The organism is Lysobacter alkalisoli (assembly GCF_006547045.1).
GTDB classification, from domain to species: domain Bacteria; phylum Pseudomonadota; class Gammaproteobacteria; order Xanthomonadales; family Xanthomonadaceae; genus Marilutibacter; species Marilutibacter alkalisoli.
The window spans coordinates 1,722,982-1,739,836 of the sequence record NZ_CP041242.1; the positions used below are offsets into that span (position 1 = coordinate 1,722,982).

Below are 16,855 nucleotides of genomic sequence, written 5' to 3' on the forward strand. Positions count from 1 at the left end.
ATGGCCAACAAGAATTCCCGCATCGAGGACTTCCGTATCGAGCACGACAGCATGGGCGAACTGCAGGTACCCGCCGAGGCCCTGTGGGGCGCCCAGACCCAGCGTGCCGTGCAGAACTTCCCGGTCTCGGGGCAGCGCATGCCGCGCGAATTCATCCGCGCGATGGGCCTGGTCAAAGCGGCTGCGGCAGAGATCAACGGCGGCTTCGGTCTGCTCGGCAAGGGCGCTTCCCGTTCGATCCGCAAGGCCGCGCTGGAAGTGGCGGCCGGCGGGCACGATGCCCATTTTCCGGTCGACGTCTTCCAGACCGGTTCCGGCACCTCGTGCAACATGAATGCCAACGAGGTCATCGCCACGCTGGCATCGCGCGCGGGACGAGCGAAGGTCCACCCCAACGACCACGTCAACCTCGGGCAGAGCTCGAACGACGTGATTCCGACCGCGATCCGGGTTTCCGCCCAGCTCGCCACCGTCGAGCACCTGCTACCGGCACTCAGGCATCTGCGCAGGATCATCGAGCGGCGTGGCCGGTCGCTCGGGAAGCTGACCAAGACCGGCCGCACCCACCTGATGGATGCGATGCCGCTGACCTTCGCCCAGGAATTCGGCGCCTGGGCCGCGCAGTTGGCCTCGGCGCAGGAACGGATCGAGGATGCGCTCAAGCGTCTGCGCCGACTGCCGATCGGCGGCACCGCGATCGGTACGGGCATCAACGCCGACCCGCGTTTCGGCAAGGCGATGGCGAAGGCGCTGTCCACGCTGGCCGGAACCCGGTTCGAACCGGCCGCGAACAAGTTCGAGGGCATCGCCTCGCAGGACGATGCGGTCGAGCTGTCCGGCCAGCTCAATGCGCTGGCGGTCGCGCTGATGAAGATCTCGAATGATCTGCGCTGGATGAATTCCGGGCCGCTGGCGGGCCTGGGCGAGATCGAACTGCCGGCGCTGCAGCCTGGCAGTTCGATCATGCCGGGCAAGGTCAACCCGGTGATCCCGGAAGCGGCCTGCATGGTCTGCGCGCAGGTGATGGGCCACCACACCGCGATCACCGTCGCCGGGCAGAGCGGCAACTTCCAGCTCAACGTGATGCTGCCGCTGATCGCGGCCAACCTGCTCGATTCGATCCGCCTGCTCGGCATCACGATGCGCCTGCTCGCCGACGATGCGGTCGCCGGCCTGAAGCCACGACCCGAACGCGTGCGCGAGGCGCTGGGCCGCAACCCGATCCTGGTCACCGCGCTCAACCCTGTGATCGGCTATGAAAAGGCCGCGGCCATCGCAAAACAGGCCTACCGCGAAGGCAGGCCTGTTCTGGAGGTGGCGGTGGAGGCGACCGGGATGGACGAGAAGGAACTGCGGCGGCTGCTTGATCCCGCCGCGCTGACCCGGGGAGGCATACAGGGCAGCTGATGCGGGCGGCTGACGCAGGAACGTCGATGGTGCGGATCAGATGTCGATCCGCACTCCGCGCATCCCGTCTTCCTTCATGCAGTCGTCGATGTCGCTTTGATCCATTTTTCGGTAGGGGGCGAACTCGGGGATCGATTCGGCCAGGGCCTGCTGGGTTTCCAGCAGCGGCGGCAGGGTGCCGCAGAGGCGCTGCAGCGGTTCCTTGATGCGGGCTTCCACGTCCGCTTCGATCTTCTTTTCGACATCGTCCGAGTTGCCGCTGAAGATGCCTTTGATCGCCGCGCCCACCGCGTCGCCGGCGGCTTCGGCCGCGATCAGGCCGACTTCGGCCCCGGCTTCGGCGACTGTGGCGATCTGGTCGCGATATTCCAGCAACATGGCACGCTGGGTGTCGTCGATGTCGATCGTCCGGCCATCGATCACCAGGTCGCCCTGCGGGGTGATCTTTGCCTTGGGCGCGTTGCGATCCTTGCTGCCCAGTTCGATGTCTTCCTCTCGCAGTTTTTTCCGGACTTCCCCGCTGGCCTTGGTGGCGGCCGAACTGATCGCCTTGCTGAGGAACGACTTCTTCTCGGCTTCAGCGGTGGGCTGCGCATCGTCGTGTTTCTGGCCGCAGGCGCCGAGCAGCGGCAGAACGCAGAGCAGGGTGATGACGAAGGATTTGTTCACGGCGGGTCTCCGGATCAGCGGGTCGCGAATTCGTGGCGGATCTGGTTCTCGCAGTCCTCGACGTCATCCGCTTCCAGGGTGGCATAGGGTTGGAATTGTGGCAGGCCGGCGGCGAGCCGTTGCTGTGACTGCATCATCGCCGGCAATTGCAGGCAGATCTCCTGCACCATCGGCTCGACCAGGGTCTTGACGCTGCGTTCGATGCGTCGCTCCAGGCTGCCCGTCATGGCGCTGAACACCAGGCCGACCCACGACCTGTCCATGGCGTCGATCACCGCTTCAGCACTGCGCTGGCCGATGTCGATGCCGGATTGCGCAATGCCTACCACCAGGCCGCGGTATGCAAGCAGTTCCTCTCGCTGGGCCGTGGTGATGACCTGCGGCTGGCCCTGGATCAGGAAGTCGCCGTCCGGCGTGATCTCCGCACGCGGCAGGTCGGTGCGTTGCTTGCCGGATTGGCCGAACTGGAAGCTGTTGTCCACGCGCAGGTTCTCGGTTTCCAGTTCCCGGCGGGCCTCGGCAAGCTCGGTCTGGACTTCCTTGCGCGCGTCGGCCAGCTCCTGGCGGACCTCCTCTGCGATGCCGGAGGGCTTGCCGTCGCTGGCCTGCGCTGCCAGCGGCAGCAGCAGGCACAGGACGAGGGGAAGAATGCGGGGAATGTTCATGGCATTCGTCTCGTGCGGGTCGGGGGCTCAGCCTTCTTCGCGCCAGCGGCGCAGGCGGATGGCGGCATAGATCATGGCTGCTCCGATGGCGACGCCGATCCACATGTCGATGGTGGCGAATGCCTGCCAGCTGGCCGTCGCATCGATCACGTTGGCCACGTCGCCGGGGCCGTCGATGCCGCGTGCCGATACGTCGAGGATAGGGGCGAAGCTCCCGGGGATCAGGCTCATCAGCCCGCGATAGGCGACCACGTACCAGAGGACGTCGTGCCGGATGGAGACGCCCGGGAAGATGTCCATGAAGCTCACCAGCGCGCAGGTCAGCACCGGCACGATGACCGCCCACAGGAAAGGTTTGCTGCGCGCCCATGCCGAGCAGAGCATCAGCCAGCCGATGGTTGGCAGGGCCCAGGCCATCTGTACCGGCCACATGGCCAGGACGTTGCCGATGACCCTGAACGGATGCGAGTTGAGGAAGATTCCGGCGCTGCCGGGCAGCCCGTTGATCGAGGTCGTCAGTGCGGTGATTACCCACAATGCCAGGCCGGTGGCGATACCGATGACGACCGCAAGCAAAGGAGCCAGCAGCAGTGCCCAGGCCACCTTGGACAGGACCATCTGGCTGTCCGAAATGGGCAGCGATTTCCAGAACAGGATGCTGCGATCGCGACGGTCGTCGTACAGCGAGCCCAGTGCGTAGAAAAAGACCACGAAAGTGAGCACGATCATGGCCAGGCCGATGCCGCCCAGCAGGGTGCCGTCACCGATCGCGCCTGTGATGCGGGCAACCTCATCGATCTCGTGGCCGTCGATCCGCACGTCGTTAAGGCCCGGTCCGAGAACGGTGCCGGCAACGGCCGCGATAAGTGCGAACACGATCGCGATGGCTCCGACGATCACCGGAGCCCAGAAGAATCCGCCGCGGTGTTCCCAAAGCTCGCGCTTGAGCAGCAGCTTGAACTTGTGGGTCGGGTGGGGCGTGGCGGGCAGGTTGCGGCTTTCAGTTGCGGCGTTCATGCGTAGGTCCCCTTCATGGTGGCGACGAACAGGTCTGCCAGGCCCGGCGTCCGGGTCTCGCCGAAGGCGGCCAGGCGTTCGGCTGTCACGCCGGAAGGCGTGCCATCGGACAACCTGCTGTCGTAGAGCATCACGGTCTTGCCGAAGGGCAGCGCGCGCTCGTCGATCGGTTCCAGCCGACGGGCCTCGTCGGCCTTGTCGGCATCGACCAGCACTTCCGTGAAGCGGTCGCCGAGTTCTTCCATCCCGCTTTCCAGCAGGATTTTTCCGTCACGGATGAACATCACGTCGGTGAGGATGTGTTCGATCTCCTCGACCTGATGGGTGGTGACGATGATGGTCTTCTGTTCGTCGAAATAGTCCTCCAGCAGACGCTGGTAGAACTGTTTGCGGTAGAGGATGTCGAGACCGAGCGTCGGCTCGTCGAGTACCAGCAGGCGGGCGTCGATCGCCATCACCAGGGCCAGGTGCAGCTGCACGATCATGCCCTTGGACATTTCGCGCACGCGCATGTCGGGTTTGAGCTGCGTCCCCTGCAGGAAACGTTCGCAACGGGCCCGGTCGAAGCGCGGGTGCACCCCGGACACGAACTCGATCGCCTCCTTGACTTTCATCCAGCGCGGCAGCACTGCCACGTCGGCGATGAAGCAGACATCGCGCATCAGCTCGTCGCGCTGGCTGCGCGGGTCCAGCCCCAGCACGTTCAGTGAGCCCTCGAACGGGATCAGCCCGAGCATCGCCTTGAGCGCGGTGGTCTTGCCGGCTCCGTTGGGGCCAATCAGACCGACGATACGGCCGGCCGGAATTTCGAATGTGGTGCCGTCCAGCGCGAGCTTGTTCTTGTAGGCCTTGCGCAGGTTGTTGGCCTTGACAACGGTGGAGGCGTTCATTGCTTGCCTCCCTTGTCGCTGCCAGCGAACAGATCCTCGGCACTCAGGCCGAGCCGTGTGATGCGTTCCAGGACCAACGGCCACTCTTCCTTGAGGAAGCGTTCGCGCTCGCTGAGGAGCAGTTTCCGTGCGGCTTCTTCGGTGACGAACATACCAAGTCCCCTGCGTTTCTCGATGAGGGCCTCGTCCGCCAGTTCCTGGTAGGCGCGCGAGACGGTGATGGGATTGAGCTGATACTCGGCAGCGACCTGCCTGACCGAAGGCAGGGCATCGCCGGGCTTGAGTTCGCCATCGAGCATCTTTGCGATGACGCGTTCCTTCAGCTGGCGGTAGATCGGAGCGCCGTCGCTCCATTGGATGGCGGACATACGCTCAGCCTCGCGGTGCAAAAGAGAAGTAGGGCATGACCAGCGGCTTGCGGTTGTCGCGCGGGCGGCGGGTCGTCGGTTGGGCGGCCTGTTCGGGGGTCATGTGGCGGCGTGCACCCGTGGCCTCACCTGAAACGGGGTAGGGCAGCATGGCCGGGGCCGTGGACTGGGAATCGGTGGCGCGAATCAGCGGGCTTGTGCCGACCAGGGCCAGGACAAAAGCCAGGCTGCAGGTCGTGAGGGCGGTGAGGCTGTTGCGGAGCTTGCGGTTCATGGGGGGCCGTCCTGCTCGTCAGTAAACCGGTGTTGTATGCAACTATAACACCAGAACACGGGCCGTCAACCCATTCGGGCAGCAAGTTCCCCCAACTGAAGTCATACTGTCCGCAGGTGCTTGTCCATGCGAGGGACTTATGCTTCATAAGCATTTGATATCAAAGCTTTTCATGGCTTCGTTTCTGCTGGTGGCAGCAATTGCTACCGCTGCGGATGGCCAGGGGCTGCTGGGACACAGCTACCGCCCGCTGGCCGGCAAGACCCCGGTGGATCTGGCCGCGACCTACGGCGGCGATGTGGTGCTGGTGGTCAACACCGCCAGCAAATGCGGGTTCACTCCGCAATTCGAAGGGCTTGAGGCCCTGCATGCAAACTACAAAGAGCGCGGGTTCGCCGTACTCGGTTTTCCCTCCGGGGACTTCCGCGAGCAGGAGTTCGAGGACGAGGCGCAGATCCAGGAGTTCTGCACCCTGACCTATGGAGTGAAGTTTCCGATGTTCCAGAAGGTGCACGTGATCGGCGATGAGGCCACGCCGCTGTACCGCGAACTGGCTGCAGCCGCCGGCGAGGCGCCCAAGTGGAACTTCCACAAGTATCTGCTTGACCGCGATGGCAGGCTGATCGCCAGCTACGGCAGCCGGACGGTGCCGGACGATCCGGAGCTGGTGGCGGCCATCGAGCGGGCGCTGGCTGCGCCGCGACCGGGCAGCGGGACGAAATAGGCATCCCGCCCCGGCTCTGCGCACCCGCGGACGGATTCCGGGCATTTGCGGGGAGCCTGTGGCATCGCGACAATGATCGTCCGGTCCGGCGCGCTGGCGGCGGATCATGAGACGCCCTAGAACTCATACAGGAGCAGGTTTGCAATGAAGGCTTTGATGCGTGGCACCGCCGCGCTGCTGATTTCCGCCGTAGTGGCCATGGCTGCACATGCGCAGGACAAGACCGCCTTGACCACCGATCGCGACAGGACCAGCTACATGGTGGGCGTCGATATCGGCCGTTCGATCGAGCCGATCGGGCAGGATCTCGATTTCCCGTCCCTTGAACGTGCGATCCGCAATGCCTTCGATGGCGGCAAGCCGCTGATCGGGGAAACCGAGGCGCCGGCTGTCGGTCAGGCGATGATGCTGCGCTCGGCGGCGCGTGCCGGCCAGGCCCCCGAGGGTATGGAGATTCCGGAGATCGCCAAGGACAAGGCGGCATATCTGGTCGGTGCCGATATCGGCCGTTCGCTGACGCCAATCAAGGATGAACTCGATCTGCCGCTGCTGGTGCAGGCGGTACGCGCGGTCGTCTCCAGCCAGGATCTGCTCATGGACGACGATCAGCTCGTCGCCACCCGCGAGGCCTTTTCCGGGCGGTTGAGGGAGAAGGCCGTTGCGCAGGGCGAGGCCAACAAGACCGAAGGCGAAGCTTTCCTGGCGGCCAACAAAGGCGAGAAGGGCGTGATCGCCACCGCGTCCGGGCTGCAATACATGGTATTGCGCCAGGGATCGGGACCGCGTCCGAAATCGACCGATACCGTGCGCGTCAACTACAAGGGCACGCTGCTCGACGGTACCGTGTTCGACAGCTCCTACGACCGCGGCCAGCCGGCCGAATTCGGCCTGGGCCAGGTCATCGCGGGCTGGACCGAGGGGTTGGCCCTGATGCCGGTCGGCAGCAAGTACAAGTTCTGGATTCCCGGCGATCTGGCCTATGGTGCACGGGGCGCACCGGGCGGCGTGATCGGCCCGAATGCCACGCTCGTGTTCGAGGTTGAACTGCAGGCCATCCTGTAAGTTTTCTGCAGTCGGGTCCGGCATGACATCGAAGCCGGCTGTCCGCACAGCCGGCTTCTGTTGTCCTGAACGCTGGATGCCGGAGCAGGCAGCCTTGTCCTGTTGCCGGAATGCGCACTGGAGCACATCACGGTGGGCTGTCGGCCCGATGTTCATCCGGATCGTGCGATGCTCGCCAATCGCGATGCTGCGATTTCACTCTTTATTCTGGAGATTCTCCGACCATGTCCTTCTCTGTCCGCACCCTGTCCGCGGCGATGGCCGCCACCACCTTGGGGCTGGCCCTGGCGGCCTGCACCCCTTCCGGCGGTGACGACGCCTCCGCCGATGCCGCGACCCAGACCGCGGATGGCGAAGCGCTGGACATCGAGGGGCTGAAGGGCAGCAAGGCCCAGGCCGGTTACATGATCGGCATGGAAGTGGCCCGTACGCTGGAGCCGGTCCAGGAAGAGATCGATGCCGACGCGCTGTTCATGGCGATCCGCGACAGCCTCGCCGGCAAGCCGATGTTGATGACCGATGAACAGGCGGCCCAGGTGGCCGAGCAGCTGGGTCAGCGTGTGACCGATCGCATCGCATCCGACAATGCCGAAGAGGGCCGGAAGTTCCTGGCCGAGAACGGCAGCAAGGAAGGCATCACGACCACCGAGTCGGGCCTGCAGTACGAAGTCATCAGCGAAGGCGATGGGCCCAGGCCGAAGGCCGACGACACGGTGCGTGTCCACTACACCGGTACGCTGCTCGATGGCACCGTCTTCGACGACTCGACCGCGCGCGGCGAACCGGTGGTGTTTCCGCTGGAACAGGTCGTGCCGGGCTGGAGTGAAGGCCTGACCCTGATGCCGGTCGGCAGCAAGTACCGGCTCTGGATTCCCTCCGAGCTTGGCTATGGCGAAATGGGTACGCCCGGCGGCCCGATCGCTCCCAACGCCACCCTCGTATTCGAGGTGGAACTGCTCGGCATCGAGGCACCGCCCGCCGACCGTTGATTCAAGCGATACCGTAATCGATGCGGTGTAAGCTCGCCCGCGGCGGACTTTCGCGACTTCCGCAACAGGAACCAATATGCACGTAACCATTTTCGGAACCGGCTATGTCGGTCTCGTCACCGGCACCTGCCTGGCCGATGTTGGCCATGACGTGATCTGCGTCGACGTCGACCAGGCCAAGGTCGACGGCTTGAACAATGGCGTGATTCCGATCTACGAGCCTGGCCTGGAGCCGATGGTCAAGGCCAACCATGCCGCCGGACGCCTGCATTTCACCACCGATGCGCCGGTGGCGATGGGGCACGGCGATATCGTGTTCATTGCCGTCGGCACGCCACCGGACGAGGACGGCAGCGCCGATCTGAAGTACGTGCTCGAAGTCGCGCGCACGATCGGCCGGCACATGACGCGTCCGCTGGTCGTGGTCGACAAGTCGACGGTGCCGGTGGGTACGGCCGACAAGGTGCGCGAGGCGATCGCGGCCGAGCTGGCGGCCCGTGGCGCGGACATCGCTTTTGAAGTTGCCTCGAACCCCGAGTTCCTGAAGGAGGGCGATGCGGTCAACGACTGCATGCGTCCGGATCGCATCGTGATCGGCGCCAGCGACCCCGATGCGGTCGAAAAGCTCAAGCGGCTGTACGCGCCGTTCAACCGCAACCATGACCGCATCGTGGTGATGGATGTGCGCTCGGCCGAACTGACCAAGTACGCGGCCAACGCGATGCTGGCCGCCAAGATCAGTTTCATGAACGAGATCGCCAACATCGCCGAGCAGGTCGGTGCCGACGTCGAGATGGTGCGACAGGGCATCGGTTCGGATCCGCGTATCGGCTGGCACTTCATCTACCCGGGTGCAGGCTATGGCGGTTCGTGTTTTCCCAAGGATGTGCAGGCGCTGGCGCGGATCGCCCAGCAGCATGGCGTCGAACCGAGGCTGCTGGATGCGGTTGAAGCGGTCAATTACCACCAGAAGGGCCACCTGTTCGAGTTGATGGTGCGCCACTACGGCGGCGTCGAGGCCTTGCGAGGCAAGACCGTCGCGGTTTGGGGACTGGCCTTCAAGCCCAATACCGACGATATGCGTGAAGCGTCGAGCCGGCGCCTGCTGGCCCAGCTCTGGGAAGCGGGTGCAATGGTACGGGCCCACGATCCGGAAGCGCTCGGAGAGACTCGGCGCATCTTCGGCGAACGCGACGACCTGGTGCTGTGCGAAGGTGCCTCCGAGGCCCTGGCCGGCGCCGATGCGCTGGCGGTGGTGACCGAATGGAAACCGTTCCGCAGCCCGGATTTCGAGCGCTTGCGGCAGACGCTGGCCGACCGGGTCATCTTCGACGGCCGCAACCTTTATCATCCCGATGAGGTCGAGACCGCGGGCATTGCGTACTACGGTATCGGTCGTGGCCGTTCGGTCCGCAACGGTTGAACCGGAACAGTCTGTAGACGATGCAACCCGATCATGAACAACGCTTGGCGGAACTGGAGTCGCGGATCGCGTTCCAGGAGCATGCCATCAATGAACTCAGCGACGCGCTGGCCTCGGCCCGCGACGAGGAGGCCCGCAATACGCTGCTGCTGCACCGTGCGCTGGAAGAGCTGCGGCAGCTGCGGCTTGCGCTTTCCTCCGGTCCGGTGACCGGCGATCTGGCCGGCGAACCGCCCCCTCCGCACTACTGACGACCCATACGAGATGAGTGACAGCCTTCGCGACCAGCTGCTTGGACTCGGTTTCAAGTCCGCACCTGCAAACAAGCCGAAGCTTGCCGGCAAACCGAAGCAGGGTGGGAAACCCGCGAAATCCGGGCGGAGTGGAGGCACGTTCGGCAGAAATTCCGGGAAGTCCGGTGGCACAGGCGGCAAGCCGCGCTCGCGCGAGGACATCGACTTGGCCAAGGCCTATGCGATCCGCGCCCAGCGCGAGAAGGACGAGCGCATCGCTGCCGAGAAGGCGAAGCAGGAAGAAGCGCGCAAGCGCCGCGAGGCGCGGGCCCGGCTGGCCGAGCTGATCAAGGGCAAGTCGCTCAACAGCGACGAGGCCGACATCGCCCGCCATTTCGAGTACGGCGGCAAGATCAAGCGCGTCTACGTGACCACCGAGCAGCTCAAGGCGCTCAATGCCGGCGAGCTTGGCCTGGTGCAGCAGGACGGCCGCTATCTATTGGTCACAGCCGAGTTGCTGGTGCAGGCCGAAGCGATTTTCCCCCCGGCGATCGCACTGAAGGTCGATCCGAACGCACCGGCAGGGGATGATCCGTACTCCGATCCGAAGTACCAGGTGCCTGACGATCTGGTCTGGTGATCCAGACGGCAATCATCTGACTGTCATCCCGAGCATTGTCGTAGCCCGGGTAAGGCCAAAGGCCGCACCCGGGTTGATGGGCTGCTGACCCCGGGTGCGCCCTGCGGGCTTACCCGGGCTACGGGTTTTGTTCTCAGCGAACTCTCCAGCCGCAGTCGGGCATGCCGTTGCAGGACCGTATGCGGCATGGATGCCGCATCCGAGCCCCCATGGATGGGTTTACGGCGTGTCCTGCAACGGCATGCCCGACTGCGGCCTCGCGAGACGTTTACTGGCACCCTTATTCCGGGTCGTAGTCGAGGTTCGACGCCAGCCAGCGTTCGGCCTGTTCGAGGCTGACGCCCTTGCGACGCGCGTAGTCCGCGGCCTGTTCTTTCGACACCCGTCCGACCACGAAGTACTGGCTGCGCGGGTGGCTGAAGTAGTACCCGGACACCGCTGCGGCCGGGTACATGGCGAAGCTCTCTGTCAGGCGCACGCCTGCGTTGTTTTCCGCATCGAGCATCGCGAACAGGGTCGCCTTCTCGCTGTGCTCGGGGCAGGCCGGGTAACCCGGAGCCGGGCGGATGCCGGCGTACTTTTCCGCAATCAGGGCGTCGTTGTCGAGAGACTCGTCTGCCGCGTAGCCCCAGAACTCCCTGCGCACGCGCTCGTGCAGGCGCTCGGCGAGGGCCTCGGCGAGGCGGTCGGCCAGGGCCTTGAGCAGGATCGCGTTGTAGTCGTCGTGGTCGGCCTCGAAGCGGGCGACGTGCTCCTCGATGCCGATCCCGGCGGTAACCGCGAACGCGCCGATCCAATCCCGTTTCCCGCTGTCCTTGGGTGCGATGAAGTCGGCGAGGCAGAAGTCGGGGCGTTCGACCGGCTTGTCGGCCTGCTGGCGGAGGAAGTGCAGGGTGGTGGCATGGCCCTCGGTGGAAACGATCACGTCGTCTCCTTCCGAATTCGCAGGCCAGATCCCGAACACCGCCCTGGCGGTCAGCCACTTTTCCTGGACGATGCGCTTGAGCATCGATCGTGCGTCGCGATACAGCTCGCTGGCCTGCGTGCCGACGACCTCGTCGGTGAGGATCGCCGGGTACCTGCCGGCCAGTTCCCAGGTGTTGAAGAACGGCGTCCAGTCGATGTAGTCGACCAGTTCGTCGAGCGGATAGTCGTCCAGTACATGCAGGCCGGGCTGGAGCGGGGCAGGGGGTGTGTAGCCATCCCAGTCGCCATCGAAGCGCTGCGCGCGTGCCTTGTCCAGCGACACCAGCCGCTTGCCGTCACCGCGGTTCTTGTGGCGTTCGCGGATCTCGGCGTAGTCGGCATCATTGGCGGCGACGAATGGGCCACGCAACTCGGGGCTGATCAGCGACTGCGCTACGCCGACTGCGCGCGAGGCATCCTTCACCCACACCGTCGGTGCGGTGTAGTGCGGGTGGATCTTCAGTGCGGTGTGAGCGCGCGACGTGGTCGCACCGCCGATCAGCAGGGGCATCTCGAAGCCCTGCCGCGACAGTTCGCGGGCGACATGGCTCATCTCCTCTAGCGACGGCGTGATCAGGCCCGACAATCCGATCAGGTCCGCGTTCTCGGCTCTGGCACGATCGAGGATGGTCTGTGCGGGCACCATCACCCCGAGGTCGACGACCTCGAAGTTGTTGCAGGCCAGCACCACGCCGACGATGTTCTTGCCGATATCGTGCACATCGCCCTTGACCGTCGCCATCACGATCTTGCCGTTCGTTTTGCCGACATCGCCGGTGCGCAGCTTTTCCGCCTCGATGTAGGGCAGTAGCCAGGCGACGGCCTTTTTCATCACCCGCGCCGACTTCACCACCTGCGGCAGGAACATCTTGCCGGCGCCGAACAGGTCGCCGACCACGTTCATGCCGTCCATCAACGGGCCTTCGATCACGTCCAGCGGCCGCGTGGCTTCGGCCCGGGCCTCCTCGGTGTCGGTCTCGATGTACTGGTCGATGCCGTGCACCAGCGAATGGCTCAGGCGCTCGCGCACCGGCTTCTCGCGCCAGGCCTTGTCCTCGACCTTCTTCTCGCCCTTTTTGCCTTTGTACCTGTCTGCGATCTCCAGCAGGCGCTCGGTGCCGTCCTTGCGGCGATTGAGCACCACGTCCTCGACGCGTTCGCGCAGATCCGGGTCGAGGTCGTCGTACAGCGGCATCGCGCCGGCATTGACGATGCCCATGTCCATGCCCGCGCGGATCGCGTGGTAGAGGAACACCACGTGGATCGCCTGCCGCACCGGCTCGTTGCCGCGGAACGAGAACGACACGTTCGACACGCCGCCGGAGATGTGGCTGAGCGGGAACCGGCGCTTGAGTTCGCGGGTGGCCTCGATGAAGGCCACCGCGTAGTCGTCATGCTCCTCGATGCCGGTGGCGATCGCGAACACGTTGGGGTCGAAGACGATGTCTTCGGGCGGGAAGCCGATCTCTTCGGTCAGCAGCTTGTAGGCGCGCGAGCAGATATCGACCTTGCGCTCGACGGTGTCGGCCTGGCCGTCCTCGTCGAAGGCCATCACCACCACGGCGGCGCCGTAGCGGCGCACCAGTCGGGCCTGGCGCAGGAATTCGGCCTCGCCTTCCTTCATCGAGATCGAATTGACGATGCCCTTGCCCTGCAGGCATTTCAGCCCGGCCTCGATCACGCTCCACTTGGAGCTGTCGACCATCACCGGTATCCGCGCGATGTCGGGTTCGGCGGCGATCAGGTTGAGGTAGGTCACCATCGCCTGCTCGGAGTCCAGCAGGCCCTCGTCCATGTTGACGTCGATGACCTGGGCGCCACTGTCGACCTGTTGCCGGGCGACCTCGACCGCTTCGTCGTAGCGATCCTCCTTGATCAGCTTGCGGAACCTGGCGCTGCCGGTGACGTTGGTGCGCTCGCCGACGTTGATGAAGTTCGATTCCGGCGTGATCTGCAGCGGCTCGAGGCCGGACAACCGGGTCTGACGTGGCAGGGGAGTCGTCATTCGTGGTCGATCAGGCTGCGTCTGCGAGGTCGGGCAGCGTGCGTGGAGGAACCTCGCGTACGGCCTCGGCGATCGCGGCGATGTGAGCCGGCGTGGTGCCGCAGCAGCCGCCGACCAGGTTGAGCAGGCCGGCATTGGCGAACTCGCCGAGCACGGCGGCCATGTCCTCCGGCGTTTCGTCGTAGCCGCCGAACGCGTTGGGCAGGCCTGCATTGGGATGGGTGCTGATATGGGCGTCGGCGACCTGGGCCAGTACGTCGACGTGGACGCGCAGGTCCTTCGCCCCGAGTGCGCAATTCAGGCCGATCGCCAGCGGTTGCGCATGCCGGACCGAGTACCAGAACGCCTCGGCGGTCTGCCCGGACAGGGTGCGCCCGGAGGCATCGGTGATCGTGCCCGACACCATCACCGGCAGCCGTGCGCCACGCGCGTCGAAGGCCTCCTCGATCGCGAACAGCGCGGCCTTGGCATTGAGGGTGTCGAACACCGTCTCGACCATCAAGATGTCGGCGCCGCCATCGATCAGGCCGTCGGCGGCCTCGCGATAGGCCACGCGCAGTTCATCGAAGCTGATAGCGCGGAAGCCGGGGCGGTTGACGTCCGGACTCAGCGAGGCGGTGCGGCTGGTCGGGCCGAGCACGCCGACGACGAAGCGCGGTTTCGCCGGCGTCTCCGCCTCGGCGGCGTCACAGGCCTCACGGGCGAGGCGGGCGCCGGTTTCGTTGAGCTCGCGGGCGATGTGCTGCAGGCCGTAGTCGGCCAGCGAGATCGTGGTCGAGTTGAAGGTGTTGGTTTCGACCAGATCGGCGCCGGCAGCGAGGTACTCGGCGTGGATGCCGCGGATGATGTCCGGGCGGGTCAGGCTGAGCAGGTCGTTGTTGCCGCGCTGGTCGGAGCCGCAACCGCAATCCGGGCCGTGGGCGTGCTCCGTATCGGAATGTTCGACGGCAGGGCGCTCGCGGTCGAAGCCGTCGGCAAAGCGCTCGCCGCGATAGTCGGCCTCATCCAGACCGTGCTGCTGGATCATCGTGCCCATTGCGCCGTCGATGATCAGGATGCGCTCGGCCAGCGCCTGCTGCAGCGCTTCGGCACGGGACGGGTTGAGCCAGGGGAGGGTATTCATCGTTTCATTCCGGCTTGTGCGCGATCAGCGCGATCACCTCGAAATGCGGTGGTCTGCGTTCGCGGGTGACGGTGTCGCAGCTGCCCAGGTCCAGCTTGGCCTTGCCGACGTAGCGCTGCAGTTCGCGGGGGTGAAGCCGAGGTTGACATGCCCGTAGGCCTCGACCACCGAGCGGTGCTCATGACGGGCCAGGCTGGTCAGGAGCAGGCGGCCACCCGGGCGCAGCACGCGGCTGGCTTCGGCGACGGCCTGGGCGGGCTTGTCGGCATAGGTCAGCGCATGCATCAGTACGACCAGGTCGAAGCTGCCGTCGTCGAATGGCAGTGCGTGCATGTCGCCTTCGCGCACGTCGACGTTGCCGAGCCGGCGCAGGCGTTCGGTCGCGGCGTTGACGACCTTGCTGCTGGCATCAAGGCAGACGTAGCGGTTGGCATGCGGAGCCATCAGCTCGGCCAGCACGCCGTCTCCGGAGGCGATGTCGAGCACGTCGCCGGGCTCCAGCAGCGGCAATGCCGAACGGGCCAGCGCTTCCCAGGTGCGACCGGGCGAGTAATGGCGCTCCATGTCGCCGGCGACCGAATCGGCCCAGTTCTGGTCGGCGGCGCGATTGGCGAGAACCCCGGGCAGGCGTTCCGCATCCTGGCGCAGCAGCGGATCGTCGCTGCCCGAGCGCAGGGTCTGCCAGAGAGCCAGCTGGGCGGGATCGAGCGCGCTTTCCTCGAAACGATAGTAGGCGGAGACGCCGGAGCGGCGGTCGCGAACCAGCCCGGCTTCCTTCAGCCGGGCGAGGTGGGTCGAGACCCGCGGCTGGGCGAGCCGGGTGACCGCCGACAGCTCGGCGACGGTCAGTTCCTCGCTCTCAAGCAGCGCGAGCAGGCGCACGCGGGTGGCATCGGCGAACACCTTCAGCCGTGACGACCAGCCTTCGAGATCCATTGGGGCTCCTGGTGGGTTCGGATGGATGATTCATCAAATCATCGCGATACAGAGATAAGTCTGATTCCACAGGGCTGGCGGGTCAAGCCCGGATTTCATCCGGTGTCGTGCCAAAGCTGGGGTTATGCGCGGCCGGGAGCTACAATTGGTTGTTTCTGTAACCAGTTCAGACACCCAGTTCAGACTCAGTCGAGGTGCGACGTGGATTTTGGCTTTACCGAAGAGCAGTTGATGATCCAGGACGTGGCGAGGCGCATCGCCCAGGAGAAGATCGCACCGAGCGCGGAGCATCACGACCAGACCGGTGAATTCCCGCTGGAGAACATCCGCACCCTGGGCGAGAACGGCCTGATGGGCATCGAGGTGCCGGCCGAGTACGGTGGCGCCGGCATGGACCCGATCAGCTACGTGCTGGCGATGGTCGAAATCGCCGCTGGCGACGCCGCCCATTCGACCATCATGTCGGTCAACAACTCGCTGTTCTGCAACGGCATCCTGAAGTTCGGCACCGAAGAGCAGAAGCAGACCTATGTACGTGCGATCGCCGAGGGCAAGGAAATCGGTGCGTTCGCACTGACCGAGCCGCAATCCGGCTCCGACGCCACCGCGATGCGCTGCAAGGCGGTCAAGCAGGCCGACGGCAGCTTCGTCATCAACGGCAAGAAGAGCTGGATCACCTCCGGCCCGGTGGCGCGTTACATCGTGCTGTTCGCGATGACCGACCCGGACAAGGGCGCGCGCGGCATCACCGCCTTCATGGTCGACACCCAGCGCGAAGGCTTCCACCGCGGCAAGACCGAGCCCAAGCTCGGCATCCGCGCCTCGGCGACCTGCGAGATCGAGTTCACCGACTATGTCGCTCGTGCAGAGGATGTGCTGGGCGACGAGGGTCATGGGTTCAAGATCGCCATGGGCGTGCTCGACGCCGGTCGCATCGGCATCGCCAGCCAGGCGATTGGCCTTGCCCGCGCGGCCTACGAGAAGACCCTCGAGTACGTGAAGGAGCGCAAGGCCTTCGGCCAGCCGATCGGCGCGTTCCAGATGACCCAGGCCAAGATTGCCGACATGAAGTGCAAACTCGATGCGGCCCTGCTGCTGACCCTGCGCGCGGCCTGGACCAAGGGCGAGACCGAACGCAATGGCGGCCGTTTCACTACCGAGGCCGCAGTCGCCAAGTTGACCGCCTCCGAAGCGGCGATGTGGATCACCCACCAGGCGGTGCAGATCCATGGCGGAATGGGCTACTCGAAGGAGATGCCACTGGAGCGCTACTTCCGCGATGCCAAGATCACCGAGATCTACGAGGGCACCAGCGAGATCCAGCGCCTGGTCATTGCCCGCCACGAGACCGGGCTGCGCTAGAGTCCGTTTCAAGAGCTATCGACAGGCCCTGGCGCCCGATCATGAACGCCTGCCCGGTACCAGCCGCGACGTCGAGCGTGTTGGCAGCGTATGGGGAATCCG

16 protein-coding genes and 1 pseudogene are annotated in these 16,855 nt (G+C 65.2%); 8 read left to right on the forward strand and 9 right to left on the reverse strand.

The features are described 5' to 3' along the window. Positions 1-1,407: a class II fumarate hydratase gene (locus FKV23_RS07400; RefSeq protein WP_141623276.1), complete on the forward strand. Its 1,407-nt coding sequence runs from the start codon at positions 1-3 to the stop codon at positions 1,405-1,407. Positions 1,408-1,443: 36 nt separating this feature from the next. Here the strand turns inward: FKV23_RS07400 and FKV23_RS07405 are convergent, their stop codons facing one another. Genes FKV23_RS07405 through FKV23_RS07430 form a run of 6 tightly spaced genes read right to left on the reverse strand, consistent with a single transcriptional unit; the run spans position 1,444 to position 5,290 of the window. Further along, positions 1,444-2,076 (reverse strand): DUF2884 family protein, encoded by a 633-nt coding sequence (locus FKV23_RS07405; protein WP_167285076.1) that lies wholly within the window; start codon positions 2,074-2,076, stop codon positions 1,444-1,446. 14 nt (positions 2,077-2,090) lie between these two features. Further along, positions 2,091-2,741 (reverse strand): hypothetical protein, encoded by a 651-nt coding sequence (locus FKV23_RS07410; RefSeq protein WP_141623278.1) that lies wholly within the window; start codon positions 2,739-2,741, stop codon positions 2,091-2,093. Between the two features lie 27 nt (positions 2,742-2,768). Next, positions 2,769-3,758: an ABC transporter permease gene (locus FKV23_RS07415; protein WP_141623279.1), complete on the reverse strand. Its 990-nt coding sequence runs from the start codon at positions 3,756-3,758 to the stop codon at positions 2,769-2,771. Beyond that, a complete protein-coding gene (locus FKV23_RS07420) occupies positions 3,755-4,648 on the reverse strand; it encodes an ABC transporter ATP-binding protein (protein ID WP_141623280.1) in 894 nt (297 codons plus the stop codon). Before FKV23_RS07420 ends, FKV23_RS07415 begins: the two co-directional genes overlap by 4 nt. Then, positions 4,645-5,016, reverse strand: a complete 372-nt coding sequence (locus FKV23_RS07425) for a GntR family transcriptional regulator (protein WP_141623281.1) — start codon at positions 5,014-5,016, stop codon at positions 4,645-4,647. The genes FKV23_RS07420 and FKV23_RS07425 overlap by 4 nt, the downstream gene beginning before the upstream one ends. 4 nt (positions 5,017-5,020) lie before the next feature. After that, positions 5,021-5,290 carry a hypothetical protein gene (locus FKV23_RS07430; protein WP_141623282.1) on the reverse strand — a complete coding sequence of 90 codons (270 nt, stop codon included), beginning with the start codon at positions 5,288-5,290 and terminating at the stop codon, positions 5,021-5,023. 172 nt (positions 5,291-5,462) lie between these two features. Between FKV23_RS07430 and FKV23_RS07435 the strand changes: the two genes are divergently transcribed. The 6 genes from FKV23_RS07435 (at position 5,463) to FKV23_RS07460 (ending at position 10,361) form a co-directional block, all read left to right on the forward strand. Then, a complete protein-coding gene (locus tag FKV23_RS07435) occupies positions 5,463-6,014 on the forward strand; it encodes a glutathione peroxidase (protein ID WP_407067659.1) in 552 nt (183 codons plus the stop codon). Positions 6,015-6,158: 144 nt separating this feature from the next. Further along, the gene (locus tag FKV23_RS07440; protein WP_141623284.1) at positions 6,159-7,076 is read left to right on the forward strand and encodes an FKBP-type peptidyl-prolyl cis-trans isomerase; all 918 of its coding nucleotides are present in this window, start codon (positions 6,159-6,161) and stop codon (positions 7,074-7,076) included. A gap of 224 nt (positions 7,077-7,300) precedes the next feature. After that, positions 7,301-8,065, forward strand: coding sequence for an FKBP-type peptidyl-prolyl cis-trans isomerase (locus FKV23_RS07445; protein WP_167285078.1), 765 nt, complete (start codon positions 7,301-7,303; stop codon positions 8,063-8,065). A 76-nt stretch (positions 8,066-8,141) separates the two neighbouring features. Continuing rightward, positions 8,142-9,488, forward strand: a complete 1,347-nt coding sequence (locus tag FKV23_RS07450) for a UDP-glucose dehydrogenase family protein (RefSeq protein ID WP_141623286.1) — start codon at positions 8,142-8,144, stop codon at positions 9,486-9,488. Between the two features lie 20 nt (positions 9,489-9,508). Further along, on the forward strand, positions 9,509-9,739 hold the full coding sequence (locus FKV23_RS07455; RefSeq protein WP_141623287.1) for a SlyX family protein: 231 nt from the start codon (positions 9,509-9,511) through the stop codon (positions 9,737-9,739). Positions 9,740-9,752: 13 nt separating this feature from the next. After that, positions 9,753-10,361, forward strand: coding sequence for a DUF2058 domain-containing protein (locus FKV23_RS07460; RefSeq protein WP_141623288.1), 609 nt, complete (start codon positions 9,753-9,755; stop codon positions 10,359-10,361). A 280-nt stretch (positions 10,362-10,641) separates the two neighbouring features. Here the strand turns inward: FKV23_RS07460 and metH are convergent, their stop codons facing one another. The 3 genes and pseudogenes from metH to FKV23_RS07475 form a co-directional block, all read right to left on the reverse strand. Further along, positions 10,642-13,332, reverse strand: a complete 2,691-nt coding sequence (gene metH, locus FKV23_RS07465) for a methionine synthase (protein ID WP_141623289.1) — start codon at positions 13,330-13,332, stop codon at positions 10,642-10,644. Positions 13,333-13,342: 10 nt separating this feature from the next. Beyond that, complete coding sequence (locus FKV23_RS07470) at positions 13,343-14,455, reverse strand: homocysteine S-methyltransferase family protein (RefSeq protein WP_141623290.1); 1,113 nt, start codon at positions 14,453-14,455, stop codon at positions 13,343-13,345. Positions 14,456-14,459: 4 nt separating this feature from the next. Next, positions 14,460-15,391: pseudogene (locus tag FKV23_RS07475) on the reverse strand (ArsR/SmtB family transcription factor). A 144-nt stretch (positions 15,392-15,535) separates the two neighbouring features. Here FKV23_RS07475 and FKV23_RS07480 point away from each other — a divergent pair. After that, positions 15,536-16,753 carry an acyl-CoA dehydrogenase family protein gene (locus FKV23_RS07480; protein WP_341867584.1) on the forward strand — a complete coding sequence of 406 codons (1,218 nt, stop codon included), beginning with the start codon at positions 15,536-15,538 and terminating at the stop codon, positions 16,751-16,753. Positions 16,754-16,855 lie beyond the last annotated feature (102 nt).